Genomic DNA, 19,681 nt, shown 5'->3' with positions numbered 1-19,681 from the left:
CCGTGGCGGAGCGTTGCCGGCCGTCGCACAGTGCCGACGGGCGGCCCCAACTGCTGTGATCGACAGCAGGGTTCGGCTCCGGCCGCCGGCCGGTGGGCGCCGGGAGGGCGTCCGCCGGCCGACGGGGCCGTTTCGCCGTGCCGCGTCCCCGAAGGGCAAGGCGGCCCGTTGGTGCAACGGCCGAACACCGGGGCGGGGAATTTCCGGGTTCAGATTCCGAGGACCTTCGCCTCCACCGCGGGATCCAGTCCCACCGGCGGCCGGTCCGCGCGCCGGGGCGCGGTGCCGCCGAGCGACCGCAGCCAGTGCCAGGTGTCGTCGACGGTCTCCTGTACGGGCCGGCAGCTCAGGCCCGTCTCCAGCGCCCGCGAGACATCGGCCGAGTACACCGAGTCGTGCAGCTCGGTCCCGGGCGGCACCCACACCGGGAGCTGCGTCCACGGCTCGATCCCGGCGCCGAGCACGGCCTCGGGGTCCGTCCAGCGGAGCTCGGCCCGCGCCCCGGTGGCCCGGACACACGCGTCGAGCAGCGCGCCCATCGTGCCGTGCCCCGGGGGACCCACCAGGTTGTACGCACCGCCGAGTCCCGCCTCCACGGCGCCGAGCGTCCACTGCGCGAGGTCCCGGACGTCCACGTACTGGAGCGGCAGATCGCGTGGCCCGGGAGCAAGGACAGGGCCCCCGGCCGCGATCCGGTTCAGCCACCACGGCAGCCGTCCGACGTTCTCGTACGGCCCGAGGATCAGCCCGCACCGCACGAGCAGCGACCGCCCGCCGCCGAAGGCCCGGGCGGCGGCCAGCTCCCCGCCCAGCTTGTCCCGGGCGTAGTCGCTCGCGTCCGCGCCGGCCGACGCGCCCTCCACGAGCGGAGCGTCCTCGGTGTACCCGGCGGCGCGGGGCCACGCGTAGACCGAGCAGCTCGACACGTACACATGGCGGTCCACCCGTCCGGCCAGCAGCCGCGCCGCGTCCCCGACGGGCCGAGGCGCCGCCGACCAGGTGTCGACGACGGCGTCCCAGGTGTCCGTGGTGCCCGCGAGTGCCGCGAGCCCGTCCGGCGAGGTGCGGTCGCCGAGCAACGACCGCACCCCGGCGGGGGGTTCATGGTGTCCGCGGTGGAAGACGGTGACGTCCCACCCCTGGGTGAGAGCCGCCTCCACCATCGCGCGCCCCACGAACTCCGTACCGCCCAGCATCAGAAGTCTCCGCGTCATACGGACGACTGTGCCCGCACGGGCCGCCCGGCGGAACACGAATCTGCTGACAGGAGATTCGCCGGTCGGGTCAGCGGCCGGTCGGCGGTGTGTACTTGTAGCCCACCCGGCGCACCGTCTGGATCGCCTGGCGATGCTGGACGCCGAGCTTGCGGCGCAGGCGCGCGACATGGACGTCGACGGTCCGTCCGTCGCCCACGTGTCCGTACCCCCACACCGTGGAGACCAGCTGGTCGCGGGTGTGCACCCGGTGCGGATGCCGGACGAGATGCGCGAGCAGCTCGAACTCCAGGTAGGTGAGGTCCAGTACGCGCCCGTCGATCTCGGCGGTGCGCTGCACGGTGTCGACGCGCACGAGCGGGTCGGCGCCGCCGTCGGTGACGCCGGCGGGCCCGGCCGGGGCCGTGACGGCGACGGGCAACAGGGGCTGCTGGTCGGCCGGTACGAGGACCAGGTAGCCGATCATCGGCGGCTGCCCCGGCAGGACGGGGAGCGCGTTCTGCGGAGCGGGCAGCCAGGTGGCGCCCGGCGGAAGGAAGCTGGTCACGTCCGCTCCCGGGCTCTCGGCCGGGTTCGGCTGGGGGAGAGCCCAGTCCTCGTCCCGGTCGACGGCACGCAGACGGTGCCGGCCCGGGGTGGTCGAGGGGGTGGGGGCGGTCGCGACGGAGGAGAAGGAACGGGTGGTCGCCATGAGAGGTCAGCTCTTTCGCGCGAGAAGTTCGTCGGGAGGTTCGACGACCGCGAGTTCGTGGTCGGGGCCGCCGAGGACGTACGTCGTGCGCGCTGGCCGAAGGCCGGGGTGTACGGCTTTAGAGGGCCGGCGCGTTCGTCGCGCGACAACACACCCGGTCGAAGTCGTGATGCTGACGGGAGGGCCAGAAGGGCTCGAGGTCATGGCGACCCGTCGCGATGCTCTTCCGGAAGTTGGCCATGCGTCCATTGAAGCAGACACGGCCCCATGACAGGAGCCCTCTCTCACTGCTCGGACGCCTCCGTGGCGTGAAGTCGGCGCCGGTGCGGACCGGTTCCCCACCGACAGCGCGAAGGGGCGTCCACCGTGACGGTGGACGCCCCTTCGGGAGTGCTGATCCGGATCAGACCTGGCCGGCCTTCTCCAGGGCGGTGCAGCAGGTGTCGACGATCAGACGCGTGACGACGTACGGGTCGACGTTCGCGTTCGGACGGCGGTCCTCGATGTAGCCCTTGCCGTCCTTCTCGACCTGCCACGGGATGCGGACCGAGGCGCCGCGGTCGGAGACGCCGTAGCTGTACTCGTTCCACGGGGCGGTCTCGTGCAGGCCCGTCAGACGGTCGTCGATGCCGGCGCCGTAGTTCTTGACGTGGTCCATCGGCTTGGAGCCCTCGCCGAGCGACTCGCACGCGGTGATGATCGCGTCGTAGCCCTCGCGCATCGCCTTGGTGGAGAAGTTCGTGTGCGCGCCCGCGCCGTTCCAGTCGCCCTTCACCGGCTTCGGGTCCAGCGTCGCGGAGACGCCGAAGTCCTCGGCGGTGCGGTAGAGCAGCCAGCGCGCGATCCAGAGCTGGTCGGAGACCTCGAGCGGCGACAGCGGGCCGACCTGGAACTCCCACTGACCGGGCATGACCTCGGCGTTGATGCCGGAGATGCCGAGGCCCGCCTTGAGGCAGTTGTCCAGGTGCGCCTCGACGACGTCACGGCCGAAGATCTCGTCCGCGCCGACACCGCAGTAGTAGCCGCCCTGCGCGGCCGGGAAGCCGCCCTCGGGGAAGCCGAGCGGGCGCGCGCCCTTGAAGAAGGTGTACTCCTGCTCGATGCCGAAGATCGACTCCTGCGCGGTGAACCGCTCGGCCACCTCGGCCAGCGCGGCGCGGGTGTTGGACGCGTGCGGCGTCATGTCGATGTCGAGGACCTCGCACATGACGAGGATGTCGTCGCCACCGCGGATCGGGTCCGGGTAGCTGGCCACGGGCTTGAGTACGCGGTCCGAGGCGTGACCCTCGGCCTGGTTCGTCGAGGAACCGTCGAAGCCCCAGATCGGCAGTTCCGCACCCTTGGCGTCGTCGGCCAGGATCTTGGTCTTGGAACGGAGCTTGGCCGTCGGCTCGGTGCCGTCGATCCAGATGTACTCAGCCTTGAAGCTCACGGGCCACATCCTTCGGGGTGGGTCTTGATCGCACTTGCGGGTGCTGCGGCGCTGCGGCACTGGGGCGCCGCCGGGGATGACCGGAAGCCTGTCAACCAGCGATTTCCCGAGCGTTGCCCGAATGTGAACCCCGTGTTACCTGGGCCGTGTGTGCCCGGTCTCACACGCCCCGCCCCGCCGCGTCCGTCCACCGGTGATCGTTCGCGGCCGCGATCGTCCCGCGCGCCGCACGCCGGGGGTCCCGGAGCTCCGGCGGGTGTTCCTCGTATGCGATCCGTGTGAAGTCCTCAGGGAGGATGTGTCCCGGTTCCCGCCGTATCGGCCGTTCGGCGGCAGGGCCTCCCGTCTGCTCGAAAAGCCGCCCGCCCATGCGAGAAGCCCTGCCGCCTCCGGCCCGGAACGGGTCGGCGACGGCAGGGCTTCCGATGCGTTCTGCCCGTTATCCCACCTTCTCGATACGGGCCCGGCGGATCAGGAACTTGCCCGGCTCGCGGACCTGTTCGAAGGCCGCGTTGTTCAGCAGGACACAGCTGCCGGAGACCGAGGTGACCTGAACGGTCGTGGACTTGTTGTTGTCCAGGTTGGTGACCTTCAGCTTCGTCCCGGCCGGGAACTGGTTGCTGGACGCGGCCGGTGCGCCGCCCTCGCCGGAGAGCGTGACCGTCGAACCGTTGCAGACCTGCTGGCCTGTGGCGGCGGCGCCACCGGCGTTGTTCGCGGGGGCGCTCTGCGCCGGAGCCGCGGGGGCGGCCTTGGACGGTGCGGTCTGCGCGGGCTGCTGGGCGGCCTGCTGGCCGGTCTGGGAGCCCTGAGCCGACTCCCCGACAGCGCAGCCCGACGCCTGCTGCTGAACCTTGATCTGCGCGACGACCGCGTCGCGGTTCGCGATTCTGGCCGCCGACTGGGAGTCGGGGTGGGCCTTCTGGTCCGCGATGAAATTCAGGTTGTTGCCGAGCGCCGTGGCAAGGCCCTGGCACGCGACCGAGGTCTGAGCGGTCTGCACGGACGCCGCGTTCGAGGTGGAGGCGAGGGCGAAGGCCCCGCCGCCGGCCACGGTCGCCGCGCTGACCAGCAGAGCGATCTTCTTCTTGGTGCTGAGAGTTCTCCTACGCGACATGCGCGCCTCCAGAGAGTGGGGGAGCGGTACGCCGCTATGTACGAGATGCCGAACGAGGTTACTCAACGGTTACGGCATTCACTTGAGTAACGTGGATCACAAGGGAGTTGGCGAAGGGGCCCGGGGTCACCGGGACATGGCCTCCCGTACCGCCTCCTCCGTGCGGCCCACCAGCGCCGTACCGTCGTCCGCGGTGATGATCGGCCGCTGGATGAGCTTCGGGTGCTCGGACAACGCGGTGATCCACCGCTCCCGCGAACCGGCGTCCCGCGCCCAGTCCTTGAGCCCCAGCTCCTTGGCATCGGCCTCCTCGGTCCGCGTGATGTCCCACGGTTCGAGGCCGAGGCGGTCGAGGACGGCACGGATCTCGTCCTCGCTCGGCACGTCCTCCAGATAGCGGCGGACGGTGTACTCGGCGCCCTCCGCGTCGAGCAGACTGATCGCGCTGCGGCACTTCGAGCAGGCCGGATTGATCCAGATCTCCATGCCGCACACGTTACGGCAGACCCCTTCGCCCACCGCTGTCACGGCACCCCCAAAGCCCTTGTGGCCAGCGGCTTTTGTCAGTGCCCGGCGGTAGAATGGAAGCAGTGTTCGAGGGTGTCGCCGGGGGGTCCGGTCGGCGCCCTGACCGCGACAGGAGGATGCCCGTGCCCGCTGCCGCACTGAAGCCGCCGCCCACTCAGTCCACGTCCACAAGGGCGGTCCGGCCGGATCTGCCCCACGAGCCCGTGGAGAAGCGCCCGCTGCCGCCGGGGCGCCCCCGCGACTGGTACGTCACGCACAACCGCCGGCTCAAGGCGATGCGACTCGCCATCGCCCTGCTCGACTCCGGCGTGTACGTGCCGAACCAGGCCCGCGACGAGAAGATCCGCAGCACCGCGCGACTCATCGGCGTGCACCCGCCGTCGGACACCACGTGCCACATGGTGCGTGCCCTGATGAGGTACGCGCGCTGACGATCCGAGCGCGCCGCTCACCGGTGCCGGGCTGTTCCGCCCCACGGCGGGGCCGCCCGGCGCCGGACCTCGGCACCAGCCGGGCGCCGGCACCGCCTCGGGTGCCGGCGCCGACGCCCGCCCCCGCTCTCACTCCGCCGACAACTCCCGTTCCAGGGGCGTCCGGAAGCGAGGGGTGATCCGGGTGTCGCCCACCCAGGCCCGAAGGCGCTCGGCCTCCGCCGCGATCGCCTCCCGGGCCTCGCGGCCGACATCCCCGGTCTCCAGGAGCCTCCAGACGATCTCGCCGCCGGGCCGCTGCGCCCACCCCCCGACCACCCGGCCGTCCCACCACACCGTCGGACCGACGTTGCCGCTGCGGTCGAAGAGGGCCGGCCGCAGGGACGGCGCGAGGAACCAGTCGCGTTCCGGCCGGCTCATGGGCGTCGGATCGAGGGCGGGCAGCAGCGCGGCCCAGGGCGCGTCCGGCCCGTCCACCGGGCCCTCGTCACCCGCCGCCACGTACGCCGTGACCCCGTCGTCCAGCGAGACGGCCACCGCCCCGCTCGCGGCCAGCGCCCGCCGTACGTCGGTGACCTTCCACCCCGTCCACCACTTCAGGTCGGCCTCGGTGGCGGGCCCGCACGCCGTGAGCCAGCGGCCCATCAGCTCGGACCGGGCCTCGGCGGGCGGGAGCGGGGGATGCGGAGGCGCGACCGCCCAGCGGAACTGGCTCGACGTCCAGGATCCGAGCGGGCGCCCCCGCACCACCCGGCCCTCGACCCCCAGGACCCGCATCAGCCGGGACGAGACGGTGTGCACACCCTCGTAGCTCTTCCCGGCGGCGTAGGCGAAGTGCTCCTTCAACCGCGGCTCCTCCGCCGTGAGTTCGTTCACCGTGGCCTCGCCGCGCCGGGCCAGCGCGGCGAGCGCCGACGCCTCGACCTCGTCGAGCCACCGTTCGGTGAGCCGCCCGCCGCTTCCGTCGGCCATGTCCTTGACCAGTGCGGCACGGGCCTTCGCCGCGATGTCGAGCCCCGTCGAGGCGTGCACGACGGCCGCCAGGCGCGTGGGGAACACGAACACGGTGTGCCGCATGCCGTGCATCCGTACGAGTGAGAGGTCCTCGTACAGGGCCCGCTCCACCTGAGCCACCGTCTTCCGGGCGTCCGCGAGCCGCGCGCCCACCGCCAGGTACACCGTCGCCGGGTCGGTGCCGTGCAGCGCGACCAGGGAGTCCGCCACCTCTTCGGGGGCCGCCGCCCGCGAGGAGGTGGCGAGCCGCTGCCGCAGCCCGAGCCGTGCCCGCCGTTCCGCCAACCCGATGTGCCGCGGTTTCCCCGTCACGTCGTCTCCGTCCGGTCGCTCCGTACCCCGTGCTCCGCGTACCTCATCCTCTCGGACATCCCCCCGTCCCGGGACGGGGTTCACCCGTTGGACGCAGCCGGGCATGCGCCGGACCCGACCACGGCCTTGACTTGGGCCACCGCGAGGAAGCGGGATCCGGAGGCGAACCAGGACCACGTGGGGAGAGACGATGCAGCAGAGGGACGGCATACGAGGACCGGTCCGGCTGATCCTGGCCGTGTGCGTGGGGGCGGCCCTGGCCGCGCAACTGACCGCCTGCTCGGACGACAGCAGCCCCTCCGGCACCGCGTCCAAGGCGGCGTCCGCAGCCTCCCGGGCCGCGTCCGCCGTCTCGCAGGCCGCCTCCGCCGCCACCCAGGCCGGTGACGCGCTGGCCTCCGCGACCGCCGAGGCCGGCCGGAAGTACGACGAGTTCAAGGGTGGTGTGGACGCCAAGAGCGAGGTGAAGCTCGGCGGGACCGCGAGCCCCGACTCGGACGGGCGCGCCACGGTCAAGGTCACCGCCACCAATCCCACCTCCGCGGCGAAGTCGTACGTCGTCCAGGTCGACTTCCGCGACCAGAGCGGCAACCTCCTCGACACGACCGTCGTGACGGTGAGCGACGTCGCCGGAGGTGGCTCCAAGGACGCCACGGCCCGCAGCAACCGTTCCCTCACCGGTGACGTCAGGACGGACGTCGCCCGGGCCGCAAGGCACTGACGCCGTGCTCCGCGACAGCGTCACGGCCACCACGGCGGACCGGGCCGCCCGTGGCCGGGCGGCCCGCAAGCGGGTGCGCCGGTCCGCGCACGGCAGCTGGATCCCCGCCGCCGAGCGCCCCGACCCCGTCGGCCTCCTCCAGGCACAGGGCAGGGACCGGCTTCCGGAACTGCTGCCGATCCGGTACGCGCGGATGGCGGCCTCCCCCCTCGCGTTCCTGCGTGGGGCCGCCGCCGTCATGGCCGCCGACCTCGCCGCCCAGCCCAACACCGGGCTCAACGTCCAGCTCTGCGGCGACGCCCACCTGCTGAACTTCGGGCTGTACGCCGCCCCGGAACGGCCCCTGCTCTTCGACCTCAACGGCTTCGACGAGACGTTCCCCGGCCCCTTCGAGTGGGACGTCAAACGGCTCGCGGCCAGTGTCGCGGTCGCGGCCCGGGAGAACGGGCACAAGGAGGAGCACGTCTTCGGCGCGGCCAGGGCGGCCGCCGGGCAGTACCGCGAGGCCGTGCGAAGGCTGGCCCGGCAGGGCGAACTGGCTGTCTGGTACCAGCACATCGACGCCGGTCTGCTGCTGCCGCTGGTCCGCTCGGGGCGCCGCGGCCGGCGCGCCGAGGCCACCCTCACCAGGGCCCGCCGCCGCACCAGTCTGCTGGCGCTCGGCAAACTCACCGAGACCGTCGGCGGACGACGCCGTATCGTCCACGACCCGCCCCTGCTGGAACCGGCCGGAGCCATGGACATGGCCTCGCTCCGCAAGATCTTCAGCGACTACCGCTCCACGCTTCCCGAGGAACGACGGCTGCTCCTCGACCGTTACCGGTTCGTCGACGCGGCCCGCAAGGTCGTCGGCGTGGGCAGTGTCGGCACCCGCTGCTTCATCGTGCTGCTCGCCGGGCGGGACGCCGACGACCCGCTGTTCCTCCAGATCAAGCAGGCGGGGCGGTCCGTGCTCGAAGAGCATCTGCCCAGCGGCCCTTACGTCCATCCCGGGCGCCGGGTCGTTGCGGGCCAGCGGCTGATGCAGGCCGCAGGTGACGCCTTCCTCGGCTGGACGACCGGCCCCGAGGGGCGCGCGTTCTACTGGCGCCAGCTGCACGACACCAAGGGGTCGGCGGACATCGCCGGCATGGGCCCGGGTGAACTGCGCGACTACGCCCGGCTGTGCGGCACCGCCCTGGCCCGCGCGCACGCCCGTTCCGGCGACCGTGTCGCGATCGCCGCCTATCTCGGCGGCGCCGACACCTTCGAGCACGCCGTCGCGGACTTCGCGCTGCGCTACACGGACCGCAACGCCGCCGACCACGCGGCACTGGGCGCGGCGGTCATCGCGGGCGTGGTCCCGGCGGCCCCGGGCGTGTGAGGCCGCCGGCCGTTCAGGCGCCGGCGGCCGAGCGGGCCGGGGCGCCGAGACCGGTGAGGGCGAGGTCCACGAGCCGGCGCCGGTCCTCGGCGTGGTCGCGGAACCAGAGGCCCAACAGGTGATCGGCGCGAGACCCGCGCAGCCGCGGGCGACGAAGTCGCCGAGCAGCAGGAGCAGTCGCTCCTTGCTGCCTCGCCCGCGCCGTGCAGCAGGACGGCCCTCGCCGCGCCTTCACCGGCGTCCCCGCCGCCGCTGACACAGCTCAGTCGTTCACCGTCGTGGTCGTGCGTGAAGGGAGAGAGCATGCCCCTATTCACGCACGCGGACAGCGCCGCACCGGGGGCGGGCGGGGCTGGGCAACTCCCTTTTCAGGCAGTCCTGTCGGCGGGGGAGACCGTTCGGCTCAGGAAGCGGCGGGGGAGCCGTTCGCGTCCGGTCCGGGGGTGCCGGCCGGAGCGGGCGTGCCCGCCGCACCGGTCCCGGGGGCGGCGGCAGCGGCTGCCGTGGAAGGGGTCGTCGGCGCGCCCGTCGCGGGTGCGGGTGTACCGCCCGTTTCCGGTCCCGTCTCCGGCGGCGCGGTGGCGGCGGACGCCTTCGCCTGGGCCGCGGCGACCGCGTCACGCAGGTGGTCCTCCTGCTCCTGGCTCAGCGAGGTCTGTACCAACTGCCCGCCGAACTCGGCGATCTGAGGGATCACCTTGTCCCCGGCCGCCTGCTTGACCAGGACGAACAGTGCGGCCGCGCCCGGCCGCAGATTCTGGCTGAGATCCTTCATGAACTTGTCGTTGATGCCGGTGTCCGTGACCGCGCCTCCCGCGGCACCGGCCGCCGCGCCCACCGCCGCGCCGAGCAGCGGCGCCAGGAAGAGCAGTCCGATGACACCGCCCCACAGGGCGCCGCCCGCCGCACCGATGGCCGTGTGGCTGACCGCCTGGTGGAGCTTGATCCTGCCGTCTTCGCTCCGCTCGACGACGACCGCGTCCTCCAGCTCGACGAGATGCTGCTTCGACAGCTCGAACAGCTTGTCGCGCACCTGGCCGGCGGTGGCGACATCGTCGTAGGCGACGACGAACAGATTGCTCATGAAGGCACCCCTTGTGTCGATTTCGTACGACTTTATAGCGATATGGGGTGGCGTGCAGTCGGGAGAAGGCAGGGTACGGGCTGCCGGTCAGCCTCCCTGCATCGAAGGCGCGTTGATACGGGAGCTCGGTGGCTTCCGGAGGCGGGATGCCCTGTCGAGTCGGCCTACTACATCTTCAGGCGCTCGGGACTGAACAGCTCGAAGTGCTCCCTATAGCAGAGGAATCGGACGCCGTTCTCACGCAGCAGCGTTTCCAGCTCAGGCGTTGCAGACGCCTTCCACATCTGCCGCCAGGTCTTCCCGACGCTGCGGTACTCCCACCGGTCAACGGTCGACGCCTCACTCAGAGATTTGTACTCGGTATCCAGCTTGCCGAGCATCTCCTCGGCCTGGAGGCGGGCCAGGGCCGTTCCATACCGGCGGCCAGGTTCCGTGTCCGCCTTGATGGCGGACACCAGATCCTCGATCTCGCGGATGCGGATCCCGTGGTTCGCGCCGACGACGTAGATCCGTTCTTGTGCCTCGACATCCCCGAACTGTTTCATCAGGTGAAGCTCCAAGGCGGCCAGCAGGCGGTCGGGCTCCCAAGAGACCTGCTCCTTGCAGCCGTACTGGGTCTTCCCGCCCGCCGTGCGCGGGCTGACGCATCGGAATTTCGGGTACTCACTGCGGCCGCTCTTCGTTTTCCTGCGAGAGACGTGCATACGCATCTTTCCCTTGCAGTATCCACAGCGGACCACGTCCAAGAAGGGTGTCACGTGCCTAGGAGGCGAGACGGGGAACGAGCGCTCACTGAGACGGGCCTGAAGCGTTCTCCATTCCTCGTCAGTGAAGATCGGTTCGGCCATGCGGATTTTGCTGCCGGTCTTGTCGACGACGGGGACGGTCACGTAGTACTTCTTGCCGGAGACGGGCCGACTCTCCATCTTCCATCCCATGAGCGCTTCGCTCTTGAGCATCTTGCGGATGCCGGCTGCTGTCCACTTGTACGTGCGTCCCGAGTCGGCAATGCGTTTGGACGGACGTGCTCCCCGCGGAGTCGGTTCCTTCCGGCCGTTGAGATCATCGGCGATCTCGGCAGGAGTCTCCGGCCCGCCCTCGGCGAGGAGACGGCTCGCGATCTCGCGAATGACGTCGGCCTGTCGGGGATTCTGGCGAAGCTGGGCAGTCCCGTCCTCCCGCTTGTAGACCTCGAACCCGTAGGCCGGCATCCTCCGGCCCAGCGCTGCTGCTCCCGGACGCTCTCTCGGAAACTCTTGACTCGCATGGACGTGTTGTCGGTCTCCATCTCCGCAAGGGCGGAGAAAAGAGTGATGATCACGTGCTGGAACGAGCCGGTCATGTCGAAAATCGGCTCAGTGACCGAGGCGAAGGTCTTCTTCCCGTGGCTCTTCGCCCAACGGAGTATGTCGTGCATGTCCCTGACTTTGCGGATGAAGCGATCCAGTTTCCAGAACAGGATCAGGTCGAATTCCGGGGCACGTTCTTTGAGCCAGTGCCCCAGCTCGGCTCGATCCATGGGATGGTGCTTTCTTGCTGAAACGTGAGCGTCTCGCGCTACACCGACCTCGACCCAGTCGAGCCCGTGGGAGACCTTTTTGGCAATGTACTCGCGGGCGTCCGCAAGCTGCCGTTCAAGGCTGGTGGATCCATCAGTCAAGTCGCTGATTCGCAGGGCTATGAGAACCCTGACGGGCTTGTTTCGCTCGAAGGCACCCGCGGCCGGGCCGACGATCGTGTCGAAAGTGGTCACGATGAGCAACGTATGTATCTGCTGGCCCCTACGAGGGCTTCTTTGTATCTGTAGACACTTTCGGGTGACTGTTCAGTTGCTCAGTCCTGGAGCACCCCAGATCGGGAACCAGCGTGCCCTGTCCTTCTCTATGCGTAGATCGTTCTCCAGCAGGGCGGCTACCTGCAGCTCCAGCGCGTTGTCCCGTTTCTGCTGACCGGGGATTACACACAGCGGATAGAAGTTTCCTCGCTTGTAGAGGTAGACCAGGCCGAGCCGCCGCTGTTCGCCGTCCTCGAAACCCACCACGGAACAGAGCAGCTGAGGACCGAAGCCGGTGCCCTCAAGGGAGCTGTTGACCGCGTGCAGATCGCTCACCAGCGCGGGCAGGTCGTCGGGCGTCCGGCGTGAGACCAGCCACGAGTAGCCGTACTCGTCCCGGCTCCGTTCCACCGGCGGACCCGTCCGCCCGGTGTCAGCGTCCAGCAGGGCCTGCGCCTCCTCGTGCGCCTGGGCGAAGGCCCCGCCCTCGACGGACGCGAAGCACACCGCTCCGGTGCCGGTCGGGGTGAACCCGGCCGCCGCCTGAAGGGTCAGCGCCGCCGACGGCAGCCCGAAGAGCTGGTCGAGATCGGGGACGGCGGGCTTGCTGCGGCCGAGCAGGATGTCCAGGAACCCCATGCGGTCAGAGAGCCTCTCCGGGAGTCGGGGCGCCCGCGTCCGGCACCGCGGGCTCGCCGAGCTCGACGGAGATCCGGGCCAGTTGTCCGAGCCGCTGCTCCAGGCTCGGGTGGGTGGAGAACAGGTTGGCGAGGCCCGGCTGGGCGCCGAGCGCGGGGGTGAAGTAGAAGGCGTTGAACGCCTGCGCGGTCCGCAGGTCCTTCGTCGGGATCCGGCCGATGTCCCCGGTCACCTTGGTCAGTGCGGACGCCAGCGCCGAGGGACGGCCGGTGAGCAGGGCCGCGGAACGGTCGGCGGCCAGTTCGCGATACCGCGAGAGCGCCCTGATCAGCATGAAACTGATGGCGTACACGGCCGCGGACACCGCCATCACCGCCATGAAGATGGCGACGGTGTTCTGGTCCTTGCGGCCCCGCCCGCCGAAGAGCTGCGAGTAGAACGCGAACCGCACGATCAGCCCGGCGAGCACCCCGAGGAAGGACGCCACGGTGATCACGGCGACATCCTTGTGGGCCACGTGGGACAGCTCGTGCGCGAGGACGCCCTCCAGCTCGTCGGGCTCCAGACGGCGCAGCAGCCCGGTGGTCACGCACAGCACCGCGTGATCGGCGTTGCGCCCCGTGGCGAAGGCGTTCGGCATGTCGATGTCCGACACGGCGACGAGCGGCTTCGGCATGTCGGCCACGGCGCACAGCCGGTCGACGACGCCGTGCAGCTGGGGATACTCCTCCCGCTCCACGATCCTTCCGTGCATGGCGTACAGCGCGATCCGGTCCGAGAACCAGTACTGCGCGATGAGCACGCCGGCCGCGATCACGACGACCAGCACCCACGACTTCAGCAACACGATCAACGCGGCGACGAACGCCACGTACAGCAATCCGAGCAGGAACAGCGTGACCGTCATCCGCACGGTCAGCTGCCGATCGTTCCGGAATCGGCTCCGCATCTCGCACCACCCCGCAGTCAGGCACTCGTCCCGCTTTCCATTGTGCGCCCGCGCTTCCCCATGAACAGGTGCCGATCGGCCCCGCGGCGGGCAAAGAACTCTCCCCGCGGCCCGCGGCCTCGCACCCGTCGCCGCCGGGGGGAAACGCGCCGGCCGCGCCCCTCCCGGAGGAAGGACGCGGCCGGTGACGTGTGCGGCTGGAGCGACGGGCTTACACGTCGAAGTACAGCTCGAACTCGTGCGGGTGCGGACGCAGCTGGAGCGGCGCGATCTCGTTCGTGCGCTTGTAGTCGATCCACGTCTCGATGAGGTCGGACGTGAAGACGTCGCCCGCGAGGAGGAACTCGTGGTCGCGCTCCAGGCGGTCGAGGACGGCCGGGAGCGAGGTCGGGACCTGGGCGACGCCCGCGTGCTCCTCGGGAGCCAGCTCGTACAGGTCCTTGTCGATCGGCTCGGCCGGCTCGATCTTGTTCTTGACGCCGTCCAGACCGGCCATCAGCAGGGCCGCGAACGCCAGGTACGGGTTGCCGGAGGAGTCGGGCGCGCGGAACTCGACACGCTTGGCCTTCGGGTTCGAGCCCGTGATCGGGATACGCATGGCCGCGGAGCGGTTGCGCTGCGAGTACACCAGGTTGACCGGGGCCTCGAAGCCGGGGACCAGGCGGTGGTACGAGTTCACCGTCGGGTTGGTGAAGGCGAGCAGCGACGGGGCGTGCTTGAGGATGCCGCCGATGTAGTAGCGGGCCATGTCCGACAGACCCGCGTAGCCGGTCTCGTCGTAGAACAGCGGGGAGCCGTTGCTCCACAGCGACTGGTGGACGTGCATGCCCGAGCCGTTGTCGCCGAAGATCGGCTTCGGCATGAAGGTCGCGGTCTTGCCGTTGCGCCAGGCGACGTTCTTCACGATGTACTTGAAGAGCTGGAGGTCGTCGGCCGCGGCGAGCAGCGTGTTGAACTTGTAGTTGATCTCGGCCTGGCCGGCGGTGCCGACCTCGTGGTGCTGGCGCTCGACCTGGAGGCCGGAGGCGGCCAGTTCCAGGGAGATCTCGGCACGCAGGTCGGCGAAGTGGTCGACCGGCGGGGTCGGGAAGTAGCCGCCCTTGTAGCGGACCTTGTAACCGCGGTTGTTCTCGACGGCGCCGGTGTTCCAGGCGCCGGCCTCGGAGTCGATGTGGTAGAAGGACTCGTTCTCGGCGGTCTTGAAGCGCACGCTGTCGAAGACGTAGAACTCGGCCTCGGGACCGAAGTACGCCGTGTCGGCGATACCGGTCGACGCGAGGTAGGCCTCGGCCTTCTTGGCCACGTTGCGCGGGTCACGGGAGTACTGCTCACCCGTGATCGGGTCGTGGATGAAGAAGTTGATGTTGACCGTCTTGTCGCGGCGGAAGGGGTCGACGCGCGCGGTGGACAGGTCGGCGCGGAGCGCCATGTCGGACTCGTGGATGGCCTGGAAGCCGCGGATGGAGGAGCCGTCGAAGGCGAGCTCCTCGGTCGGGTCGAAGGCCTCGGCCGGGATCGTGAAGTGCTGCATCACACCCGGCAGGTCGCAGAAACGGACATCGACGAACTTGACGTCCTCGTCCGCGATGAACTTCTTGGCCTCGTCGGCGTTCTGGAACATCCAGCTCCTCCTACTCCCGCCCACAGTGGACCGGGGTGGTAGTTCGTTCGTGCGGCCAGTGCGGTGGCACACGCTGGAGCCGACCATAGGGACGGGGGATTTCTCAAGCGTGACCCATTTGTTTCGCCCAAGTTAACCGACCTGGGTTCGCGCGGCCCCTCCTGTCCGGATGGCAAAACGTGCACAGTACCGTGGACGGGTGGACAACAGGCAAGTAATCGGATCGTGGCTCTCCGGCCCCCGCGCGGCTGCGGAGGACGCCGGAGTCGACTTCGGATACCGCGGCGAACAGCTCGGTCTCCCGGAGAGCGGACCGGGCTCGATCGCCCGCCCCGGCCGCCGTCTGGGCGCCCTCGCCGTCGACTGGGGCCTGTGTCTCCTGATCGCATACGGGTTGCTCACCGACGGCTACGGCCAGGCGACGGGCAACTGGGCCCTGCTCGTCTTCTTCGTCCTCGGCGTGCTCACGATCGGCACCGTCGGATCCACTCCCGGCAAGCGGCTGCTGGGGCTGCGTGTCGTGGCCGAGGGCGGCGGCCGGGCCAACCCGCTGCGCGTCCTGCTGCGCACGGCGCTCCTGTGCGTGGCCGTCCCGGCCCTGACCTGGGACCGCGACGGCCGAGGCCTCCACGACCGCCTGTCCCGCACGATCGAAGTCCGCATCTGACCCCGGACCCCACACCGAGCCGCCCTCGCACCCCGGCACCGCCCAGTACGACCGAGGTGACCCGCCCCCGGTGACGTGCCCCCGGTGACGTGCCGGCCTGGCCGAGGCGACCCCGCCACCCGGCCAGGCGACGGACGGCCCGGCCGAGGTGCCCTCGGCGAGGGTGACGACCCGGCACTTCCACCGTGACCGGCGCCGGGCGACGGACGGCCCAGTACGGCCCAGTACGGCCAAGGTGACAGGCTCCCGGCGACGGCTCGCACGGCCGAGGTGCCGTCGGCGAGGGTGACGACCCGGCACTTCCGCCGTGACCGGCGCCCGGCGAGGGTGACGACCCGGCACTTCCGCCGTGACCGGCGCCCGGTGAGGGGCAGCCCGGCACAGCCGCCGTGACCGGCTACCGGCGAGAGGCAGACCGCTTCCGGCGAGGGGGCCCAGTACGGCCGGGGTGACCGGCTTCCGGCGATGGACGGCCCGGCCAAAGTGATCCGTCCCCGGTGAGGGGCAGCCCGGTGTGGTGAGCGCGGGTGCCGCGGCGAGGAAAGTTCGCAACGCCGACGGGGCGCCCGGAGAATCTCCGGGCGCCCCGTCGGCGTTGAACTGGTCAGGCCTGCGCGAGCGTCACTGCTTCTGACCGCCCCGCGGCATCCGCATGCCCTTGGGCATCGGGCCCTTCGGCAGCGGCATGTTGCTCATCAGGTCGCCCATCGCGCGCAGCCGGTCGTTGGTCGCGGTCACCTGGGGGCCGGCGAGCACGCGCGGCAGCTTCAGCATCGTCGTGCGGACCTTCTTCAGCTCCACCTGGCCCTCGCCGGTGCCCACGAGAATGTCGTGCACCGGGACGTCCGAGACGATCCGCGCCATCTTCTTCTTCTCGGCGGCCAGCAGGCTCTTGACCCGGTTCGGGTTGCCCTCGGCCACCAGCACGATGCCGGCCTTGCCGACGGCCCGGTGCACCACGTCCTGGCTGCGGTTCATCGCGACCGCGGGGGTCGTCGTCCAGCCTCGGCCGATGTTGTCGAGCACCGCCGCGGCAGCGCCCGGCTGGCCTTCCATCTGCCCGAAGGCGGCCCGCTCGGCCCTGCGTCCGAAGACGATCGCCGTCGCGAGGAAGGCGAGCAGAAGCCCGAGGATCCCGAGATAGACCGGGTGACCGATCAGGAAGCCGATCGCGAGGAAGACACCGAGGGTGAGAATTCCGACAGCCGCGAGTACAAGACCGATCCTGGAATCGGCCTTGCGGGTCATTTTGTACGTCAGAGCGATCTGCTTGAGTCGCCCGGGGTTCGCAGCGTCCGCTGCGGGTGCCTTCCTCGCCATGCCCACGAGTCTACGTGGCCCGCGAAGCGCCGACGACGGCAGTACCGGGTGAGCTGGGCCGCAGTGGCGGGGAGCGGGCTTCCTGACCGGCACCGGCCGGAGCCGGCCGGAGCCGGTCAGGAACGGATGACGGACTCCAGCACGCGCTGGGCCTCGACGCGGTCCTTGGCGCGGCGGCGGTCCTCCAGGACGGAGGTCCAGGCGTTGCGGCGGGCGGTGCGCTGCCCACTGCTCATGAGCAGTGACTCGACGGCACGCAGTGCATCGGTGAACGACGGAATCGCGGTGGCGCGTACGGGCGCGGCCTGCATGATGAAGATCCCCCCTCGGGATCGACAGCTCGGACGGGGAAGTTTGTGACGTGGAACCAGAGTCACTGATTGGTGTTACCAGTACGTGACCGAGCGGTCAAACACCAATGAAGCCTTGATACCGCGGGTCCCTTTCCTGCCCCGTTCCTGATGCGCCGTTCAACTGCGGGGATGCCCCGGGAGGGTGTGAACGGGCCGTTGTGGAGGGCGAGTTGCTTGTGCGCCGATTCACACGAAAGCGGTGGCACTGGGTGCCACCGCTTTCCTTTCGCAACGTGTGCCGTTCGGGGGATCAGACCGCCTGGGAGGCGACGTACGCGCCACGCTTCTCGACGGCCATCTGATAGAGGCGGCCGGCCCGGTACGAGGAGCGGACCAGCGGGCCCGACATGACGCCGGAGAAGCCGATCTCCTCGGCCTCCTCCTTGAGCTCCACGAACTCGTGCGGCTTGACCCAGCGCTCCACGGGGTGGTGGCGCACGGAGGGCCGCAGGTACTGCGTGATCGTGATGAGCTCGCAGCCCGCGTCGTGCAGCTGCTGGAGCGCCTCGCTGACCTCTTCGCGGGTCTCGCCCATGCCGAGGATCAGGTTCGATTTCGTGACCAGACCGTAGTCACGGGCCTCGGTGATGACCTTGAGCGAGCGCTCGTAGCGGAAGCCCGGACGGATGCGCTTGAAGATCCGGGGGACCGTCTCGACGTTGTGCGCGAACACCTCGGGGCGCGAGGAGAAGACCTCGGCCAGCTGCTCGGGCTCGGCGTTGAAGTCCGGCGCCAGCAGTTCGACCTTGGTGCGGCCGGCCTCGCGGCCCGCCGTCTGCGCGTGGATCTGGCGGACGGTCTCCGCGTACAGCCAGGCGCCGCCGTCCTCCAGGTCGTCGCGGGCGACGCCGGTGATCGTGGCGTAGTTCAGGTCCATCGTGACGACGGACTCACCGACACGGCGCGGCTCGTCACGGTCAAGCGCCTCGGGCTTGCCGGTGTCGATCTGGCAGAAGTCGCAGCGCCGCGTGCACTGGTCACCGCCGATGAGGAAGGTGGCCTCGCGGTCTTCCCAGCACTCGTAGATGTTGGGGCAGCCCGCCTCCTGGCAGACCGTGTGCAGGCCTTCGCTCTTCACGAGCGCCTGCATCTTCGTGTACTCGGGGCCCATCTTCGCCCGGGTCTTGATCCACTCGGGCTTGCGCTCGATGGGGGTCTGGCTGTTCCGGACCTCCAGGCGCAGCATCTTGCGTCCGTCGGGTGCGACTGCGGACACATCGGCTCCCTGTAACTTCGATTCTTCGGCGTACACCAGGGTACGCCCGTGCGGTGTTCGGCCCCCGACGTGGGCAACCTTCGGGAGCGGGGGTCCATTCCCGGAGGTGTCCCGTCCTGGGCCCGCGGGTCCTAGGCCGGCGCGCGTTCCACGACGCGCGGCTTCAGGTCCGCGTTCACGAGGATGTCCCTGAGGTGCTTCTCGGCCACCGGCAGGACCTCCTCGATGGTCACGTCGCGGCCCAGCTCGTTCGCGAGGGAGGCGACGCCGGCGTCCCGGATGCCGCACGGGATGATCCGGTCGAACCAGGCGTTGTCCGGGTTCACGTTCAGGGCGAAGCCGTGCATGGTGACGCCCTTGGCGACGCGGATGCCGATGGCGGCGATCTTGCGGTCCTCGCGGCGCTGGCCCGCGTTGGACGGGGCGTACTCCGGGCCGTCGAGCCGCGGGTCGAACTCCTCGTCCGTCAGCCGGGGGTCGAAGTCGAGGGAGAGGCCGCCGAGCGCGGAGGCCCGCTCGGAGGGGTCCTTGGCGTCACCGAGGACCCAGACGCCGCTGCGGCCCTCGATGCGGCTCGTCTCCAGGCCGAACTCCGCGCAGGTGCGGATGAGCGCCTCTTCCAGACGGCGTACGTGTGCCACGACGTCCACGGGGCGCGGGAGCTTCTGGATGGGGTAGCCGACCAGCTGGCCGGGACCGTGCCAGGTGATCTTGCCGCCGCGGTCCACGTCGATGACGGGGGTGCCGTCCAGGGGCCGCTCGTTGTCCGCGGTGCGCCGCCCCGCGGTGTACACCGGGGGGTGCTCCAGGAGCAGGCAGGTGTCGGGGATCTCGTCCAGGAACCGGGCGGCGTGCACGCGGCGCTGCTCGTCCCACGCCTCCTGGTACTCGACGGCCTCGGCACCGAATCCCATGCGGACGAACCGCAACTCACTCACGGCAAGGGCCTCCCTAGAAGCTTCCTCGGGAACGTCGTGGTCCCCGTGCGGGGCACGCGGAGGAACCTTTCGTCAGGTCCGTGGCGCACCCACGCCACTGTACGTCCGCCCGATCCGCGTCAGCTCGACGGCCAATACTCACACGATCGGATGAATGAAGGTCGATGTGTGCGATGACGTGCTCACGCTCCGCTACATTCGCGCCGTTCACGAGGCCATAAGGGCTGCTCACAGGCAATCCGGGCACAGGGCGTCCTCGGGGGAGGCGCATACGCGTTCCACGCCCCCTGGGACCGC

At 70.2% G+C, this 19,681-nt stretch carries 20 protein-coding genes and 1 pseudogene; 5 read left to right on the top strand and 16 right to left on the bottom strand.

Going from position 1 to position 19,681, the window contains the following annotated elements:
• Window positions 1-209 precede the first annotated feature (209 nt).
• From ABZV42_RS15025 to ABZV42_RS15005, 5 genes are all read right to left on the bottom strand, one after another.
• Window positions 210-1,196, bottom strand: a complete 987-nt coding sequence (locus ABZV42_RS15025; protein ID WP_355983699.1) for an NAD-dependent epimerase/dehydratase family protein — start codon at window positions 1,194-1,196, stop codon at window positions 210-212.
• Window positions 1,197-1,284: 88 nt separating this feature from the next.
• Window positions 1,285-1,905 carry a winged helix-turn-helix domain-containing protein gene (locus tag ABZV42_RS15020; protein ID WP_356052147.1) on the bottom strand — a complete coding sequence of 207 codons (621 nt, stop codon included), beginning with the start codon at window positions 1,903-1,905 and terminating at the stop codon, window positions 1,285-1,287.
• A 403-nt stretch (window positions 1,906-2,308) separates the two neighbouring features.
• A complete protein-coding gene (gene glnII / locus ABZV42_RS15015) occupies window positions 2,309-3,337 on the bottom strand; it encodes a glutamine synthetase (RefSeq protein WP_355983629.1) in 1,029 nt (342 codons plus the stop codon).
• Window positions 3,338-3,776: 439 nt separating this feature from the next.
• Complete coding sequence (locus ABZV42_RS15010; RefSeq protein ID WP_356052146.1) at window positions 3,777-4,454, bottom strand: hypothetical protein; 678 nt, start codon at window positions 4,452-4,454, stop codon at window positions 3,777-3,779.
• 126 nt (window positions 4,455-4,580) lie between these two features.
• Complete coding sequence (locus ABZV42_RS15005; protein WP_355983631.1) at window positions 4,581-4,940, bottom strand: arsenate reductase family protein; 360 nt, start codon at window positions 4,938-4,940, stop codon at window positions 4,581-4,583.
• 164 nt (window positions 4,941-5,104) lie between these two features.
• Here ABZV42_RS15005 and ABZV42_RS15000 point away from each other — a divergent pair, with 164 nt between their 5' ends.
• Window positions 5,105-5,413: a hypothetical protein gene (locus ABZV42_RS15000; protein ID WP_355983632.1), complete on the top strand. Its 309-nt coding sequence runs from the start codon at window positions 5,105-5,107 to the stop codon at window positions 5,411-5,413.
• A 129-nt stretch (window positions 5,414-5,542) separates the two neighbouring features.
• Here the strand turns inward: ABZV42_RS15000 and ABZV42_RS14995 are convergent, their stop codons facing one another.
• Window positions 5,543-6,739 (bottom strand): winged helix DNA-binding domain-containing protein, encoded by a 1,197-nt coding sequence (locus ABZV42_RS14995; protein ID WP_356052145.1) that lies wholly within the window; start codon window positions 6,737-6,739, stop codon window positions 5,543-5,545.
• A gap of 190 nt (window positions 6,740-6,929) precedes the next feature.
• Between ABZV42_RS14995 and ABZV42_RS14990 the strand changes: the two genes are divergently transcribed.
• Window positions 6,930-7,460 carry an FxLYD domain-containing protein gene (locus ABZV42_RS14990; RefSeq protein ID WP_355983634.1) on the top strand — a complete coding sequence of 177 codons (531 nt, stop codon included), beginning with the start codon at window positions 6,930-6,932 and terminating at the stop codon, window positions 7,458-7,460.
• Window positions 7,461-7,464: 4 nt separating this feature from the next.
• On the top strand, window positions 7,465-8,823 hold the full coding sequence (locus ABZV42_RS14985) for a DUF2252 domain-containing protein (protein WP_355983635.1): 1,359 nt from the start codon (window positions 7,465-7,467) through the stop codon (window positions 8,821-8,823).
• 403 nt (window positions 8,824-9,226) lie between these two features.
• Here the strand turns inward: ABZV42_RS14985 and ABZV42_RS14980 are convergent, their stop codons facing one another.
• From ABZV42_RS14980 to ABZV42_RS14970, 3 genes and pseudogenes are all read right to left on the bottom strand, one after another.
• On the bottom strand, window positions 9,227-9,907 hold the full coding sequence (locus ABZV42_RS14980) for a DUF1269 domain-containing protein (protein ID WP_355983636.1): 681 nt from the start codon (window positions 9,905-9,907) through the stop codon (window positions 9,227-9,229).
• Window positions 9,908-10,074: 167 nt separating this feature from the next.
• On the bottom strand, window positions 10,075-11,118 hold the full coding sequence (locus ABZV42_RS14975) for a recombinase family protein (protein WP_356052143.1): 1,044 nt from the start codon (window positions 11,116-11,118) through the stop codon (window positions 10,075-10,077).
• A gap of 68 nt (window positions 11,119-11,186) precedes the next feature.
• Window positions 11,187-11,567, bottom strand: a pseudogene (locus ABZV42_RS14970) (recombinase family protein); the annotation flags it as partial.
• On the opposite strand from ABZV42_RS14970, the gene ABZV42_RS14965 reads away from it, so the two are divergent.
• On the top strand, window positions 11,451-11,714 hold the full coding sequence (locus ABZV42_RS14965; RefSeq protein ID WP_355983706.1) for a hypothetical protein: 264 nt from the start codon (window positions 11,451-11,453) through the stop codon (window positions 11,712-11,714). The pseudogene ABZV42_RS14970 and the gene ABZV42_RS14965 overlap by 117 nt on opposite strands.
• Window positions 11,715-11,732: 18 nt before the next feature.
• On the opposite strand, the gene ABZV42_RS14960 is transcribed toward ABZV42_RS14965, so the two are convergent.
• From ABZV42_RS14960 to glnA, 3 genes are all read right to left on the bottom strand, one after another.
• Entirely contained in the window at window positions 11,733-12,320 is a 588-nt protein-coding gene (locus ABZV42_RS14960) for a hypothetical protein (protein WP_355983638.1), read from the bottom strand.
• Between the two features lie 4 nt (window positions 12,321-12,324).
• Window positions 12,325-13,269 carry a zinc metalloprotease HtpX gene (gene htpX, locus ABZV42_RS14955; RefSeq protein WP_355983639.1) on the bottom strand — a complete coding sequence of 315 codons (945 nt, stop codon included), beginning with the start codon at window positions 13,267-13,269 and terminating at the stop codon, window positions 12,325-12,327.
• A 211-nt stretch (window positions 13,270-13,480) separates the two neighbouring features.
• On the bottom strand, window positions 13,481-14,890 hold the full coding sequence (gene glnA, locus ABZV42_RS14950) for a type I glutamate--ammonia ligase (protein WP_355983640.1): 1,410 nt from the start codon (window positions 14,888-14,890) through the stop codon (window positions 13,481-13,483).
• A 199-nt stretch (window positions 14,891-15,089) separates the two neighbouring features.
• On the opposite strand from glnA, the gene ABZV42_RS14945 reads away from it, so the two are divergent.
• Complete coding sequence (locus tag ABZV42_RS14945) at window positions 15,090-15,557, top strand: RDD family protein (RefSeq protein ID WP_356052142.1); 468 nt, start codon at window positions 15,090-15,092, stop codon at window positions 15,555-15,557.
• A gap of 621 nt (window positions 15,558-16,178) precedes the next feature.
• Here the strand turns inward: ABZV42_RS14945 and ABZV42_RS14940 are convergent.
• The 4 genes from ABZV42_RS14940 to lipB all read right to left on the bottom strand — a co-directional run bounded on the left by ABZV42_RS14940 (window position 16,179) and on the right by lipB (window position 19,384).
• Entirely contained in the window at window positions 16,179-16,877 is a 699-nt protein-coding gene (locus ABZV42_RS14940; protein ID WP_355983642.1) for a DUF4191 domain-containing protein, read from the bottom strand.
• A 116-nt stretch (window positions 16,878-16,993) separates the two neighbouring features.
• Window positions 16,994-17,188, bottom strand: coding sequence for a hypothetical protein (locus tag ABZV42_RS14935; protein WP_355983643.1), 195 nt, complete (start codon window positions 17,186-17,188; stop codon window positions 16,994-16,996).
• Between the two features lie 292 nt (window positions 17,189-17,480).
• On the bottom strand, window positions 17,481-18,446 hold the full coding sequence (gene lipA / locus ABZV42_RS14930; RefSeq protein WP_355983644.1) for a lipoyl synthase: 966 nt from the start codon (window positions 18,444-18,446) through the stop codon (window positions 17,481-17,483).
• Window positions 18,447-18,577: 131 nt separating this feature from the next.
• Window positions 18,578-19,384 (bottom strand): lipoyl(octanoyl) transferase LipB, encoded by an 807-nt coding sequence (lipB, locus tag ABZV42_RS14925; RefSeq protein WP_355983645.1) that lies wholly within the window; start codon window positions 19,382-19,384, stop codon window positions 18,578-18,580.
• Between the last annotated feature and the right edge of the window lie 297 nt (window positions 19,385-19,681).

The organism is Streptomyces sp. NPDC005281 (assembly GCF_040607495.1).
In the GTDB taxonomy this organism is placed as follows: domain Bacteria; phylum Actinomycetota; class Actinomycetes; order Streptomycetales; family Streptomycetaceae; genus Streptomyces.
The sequence above is the reverse complement of the archived record's forward strand: the minus strand, read 5'-3'. Positions and strand labels throughout refer to the sequence as shown.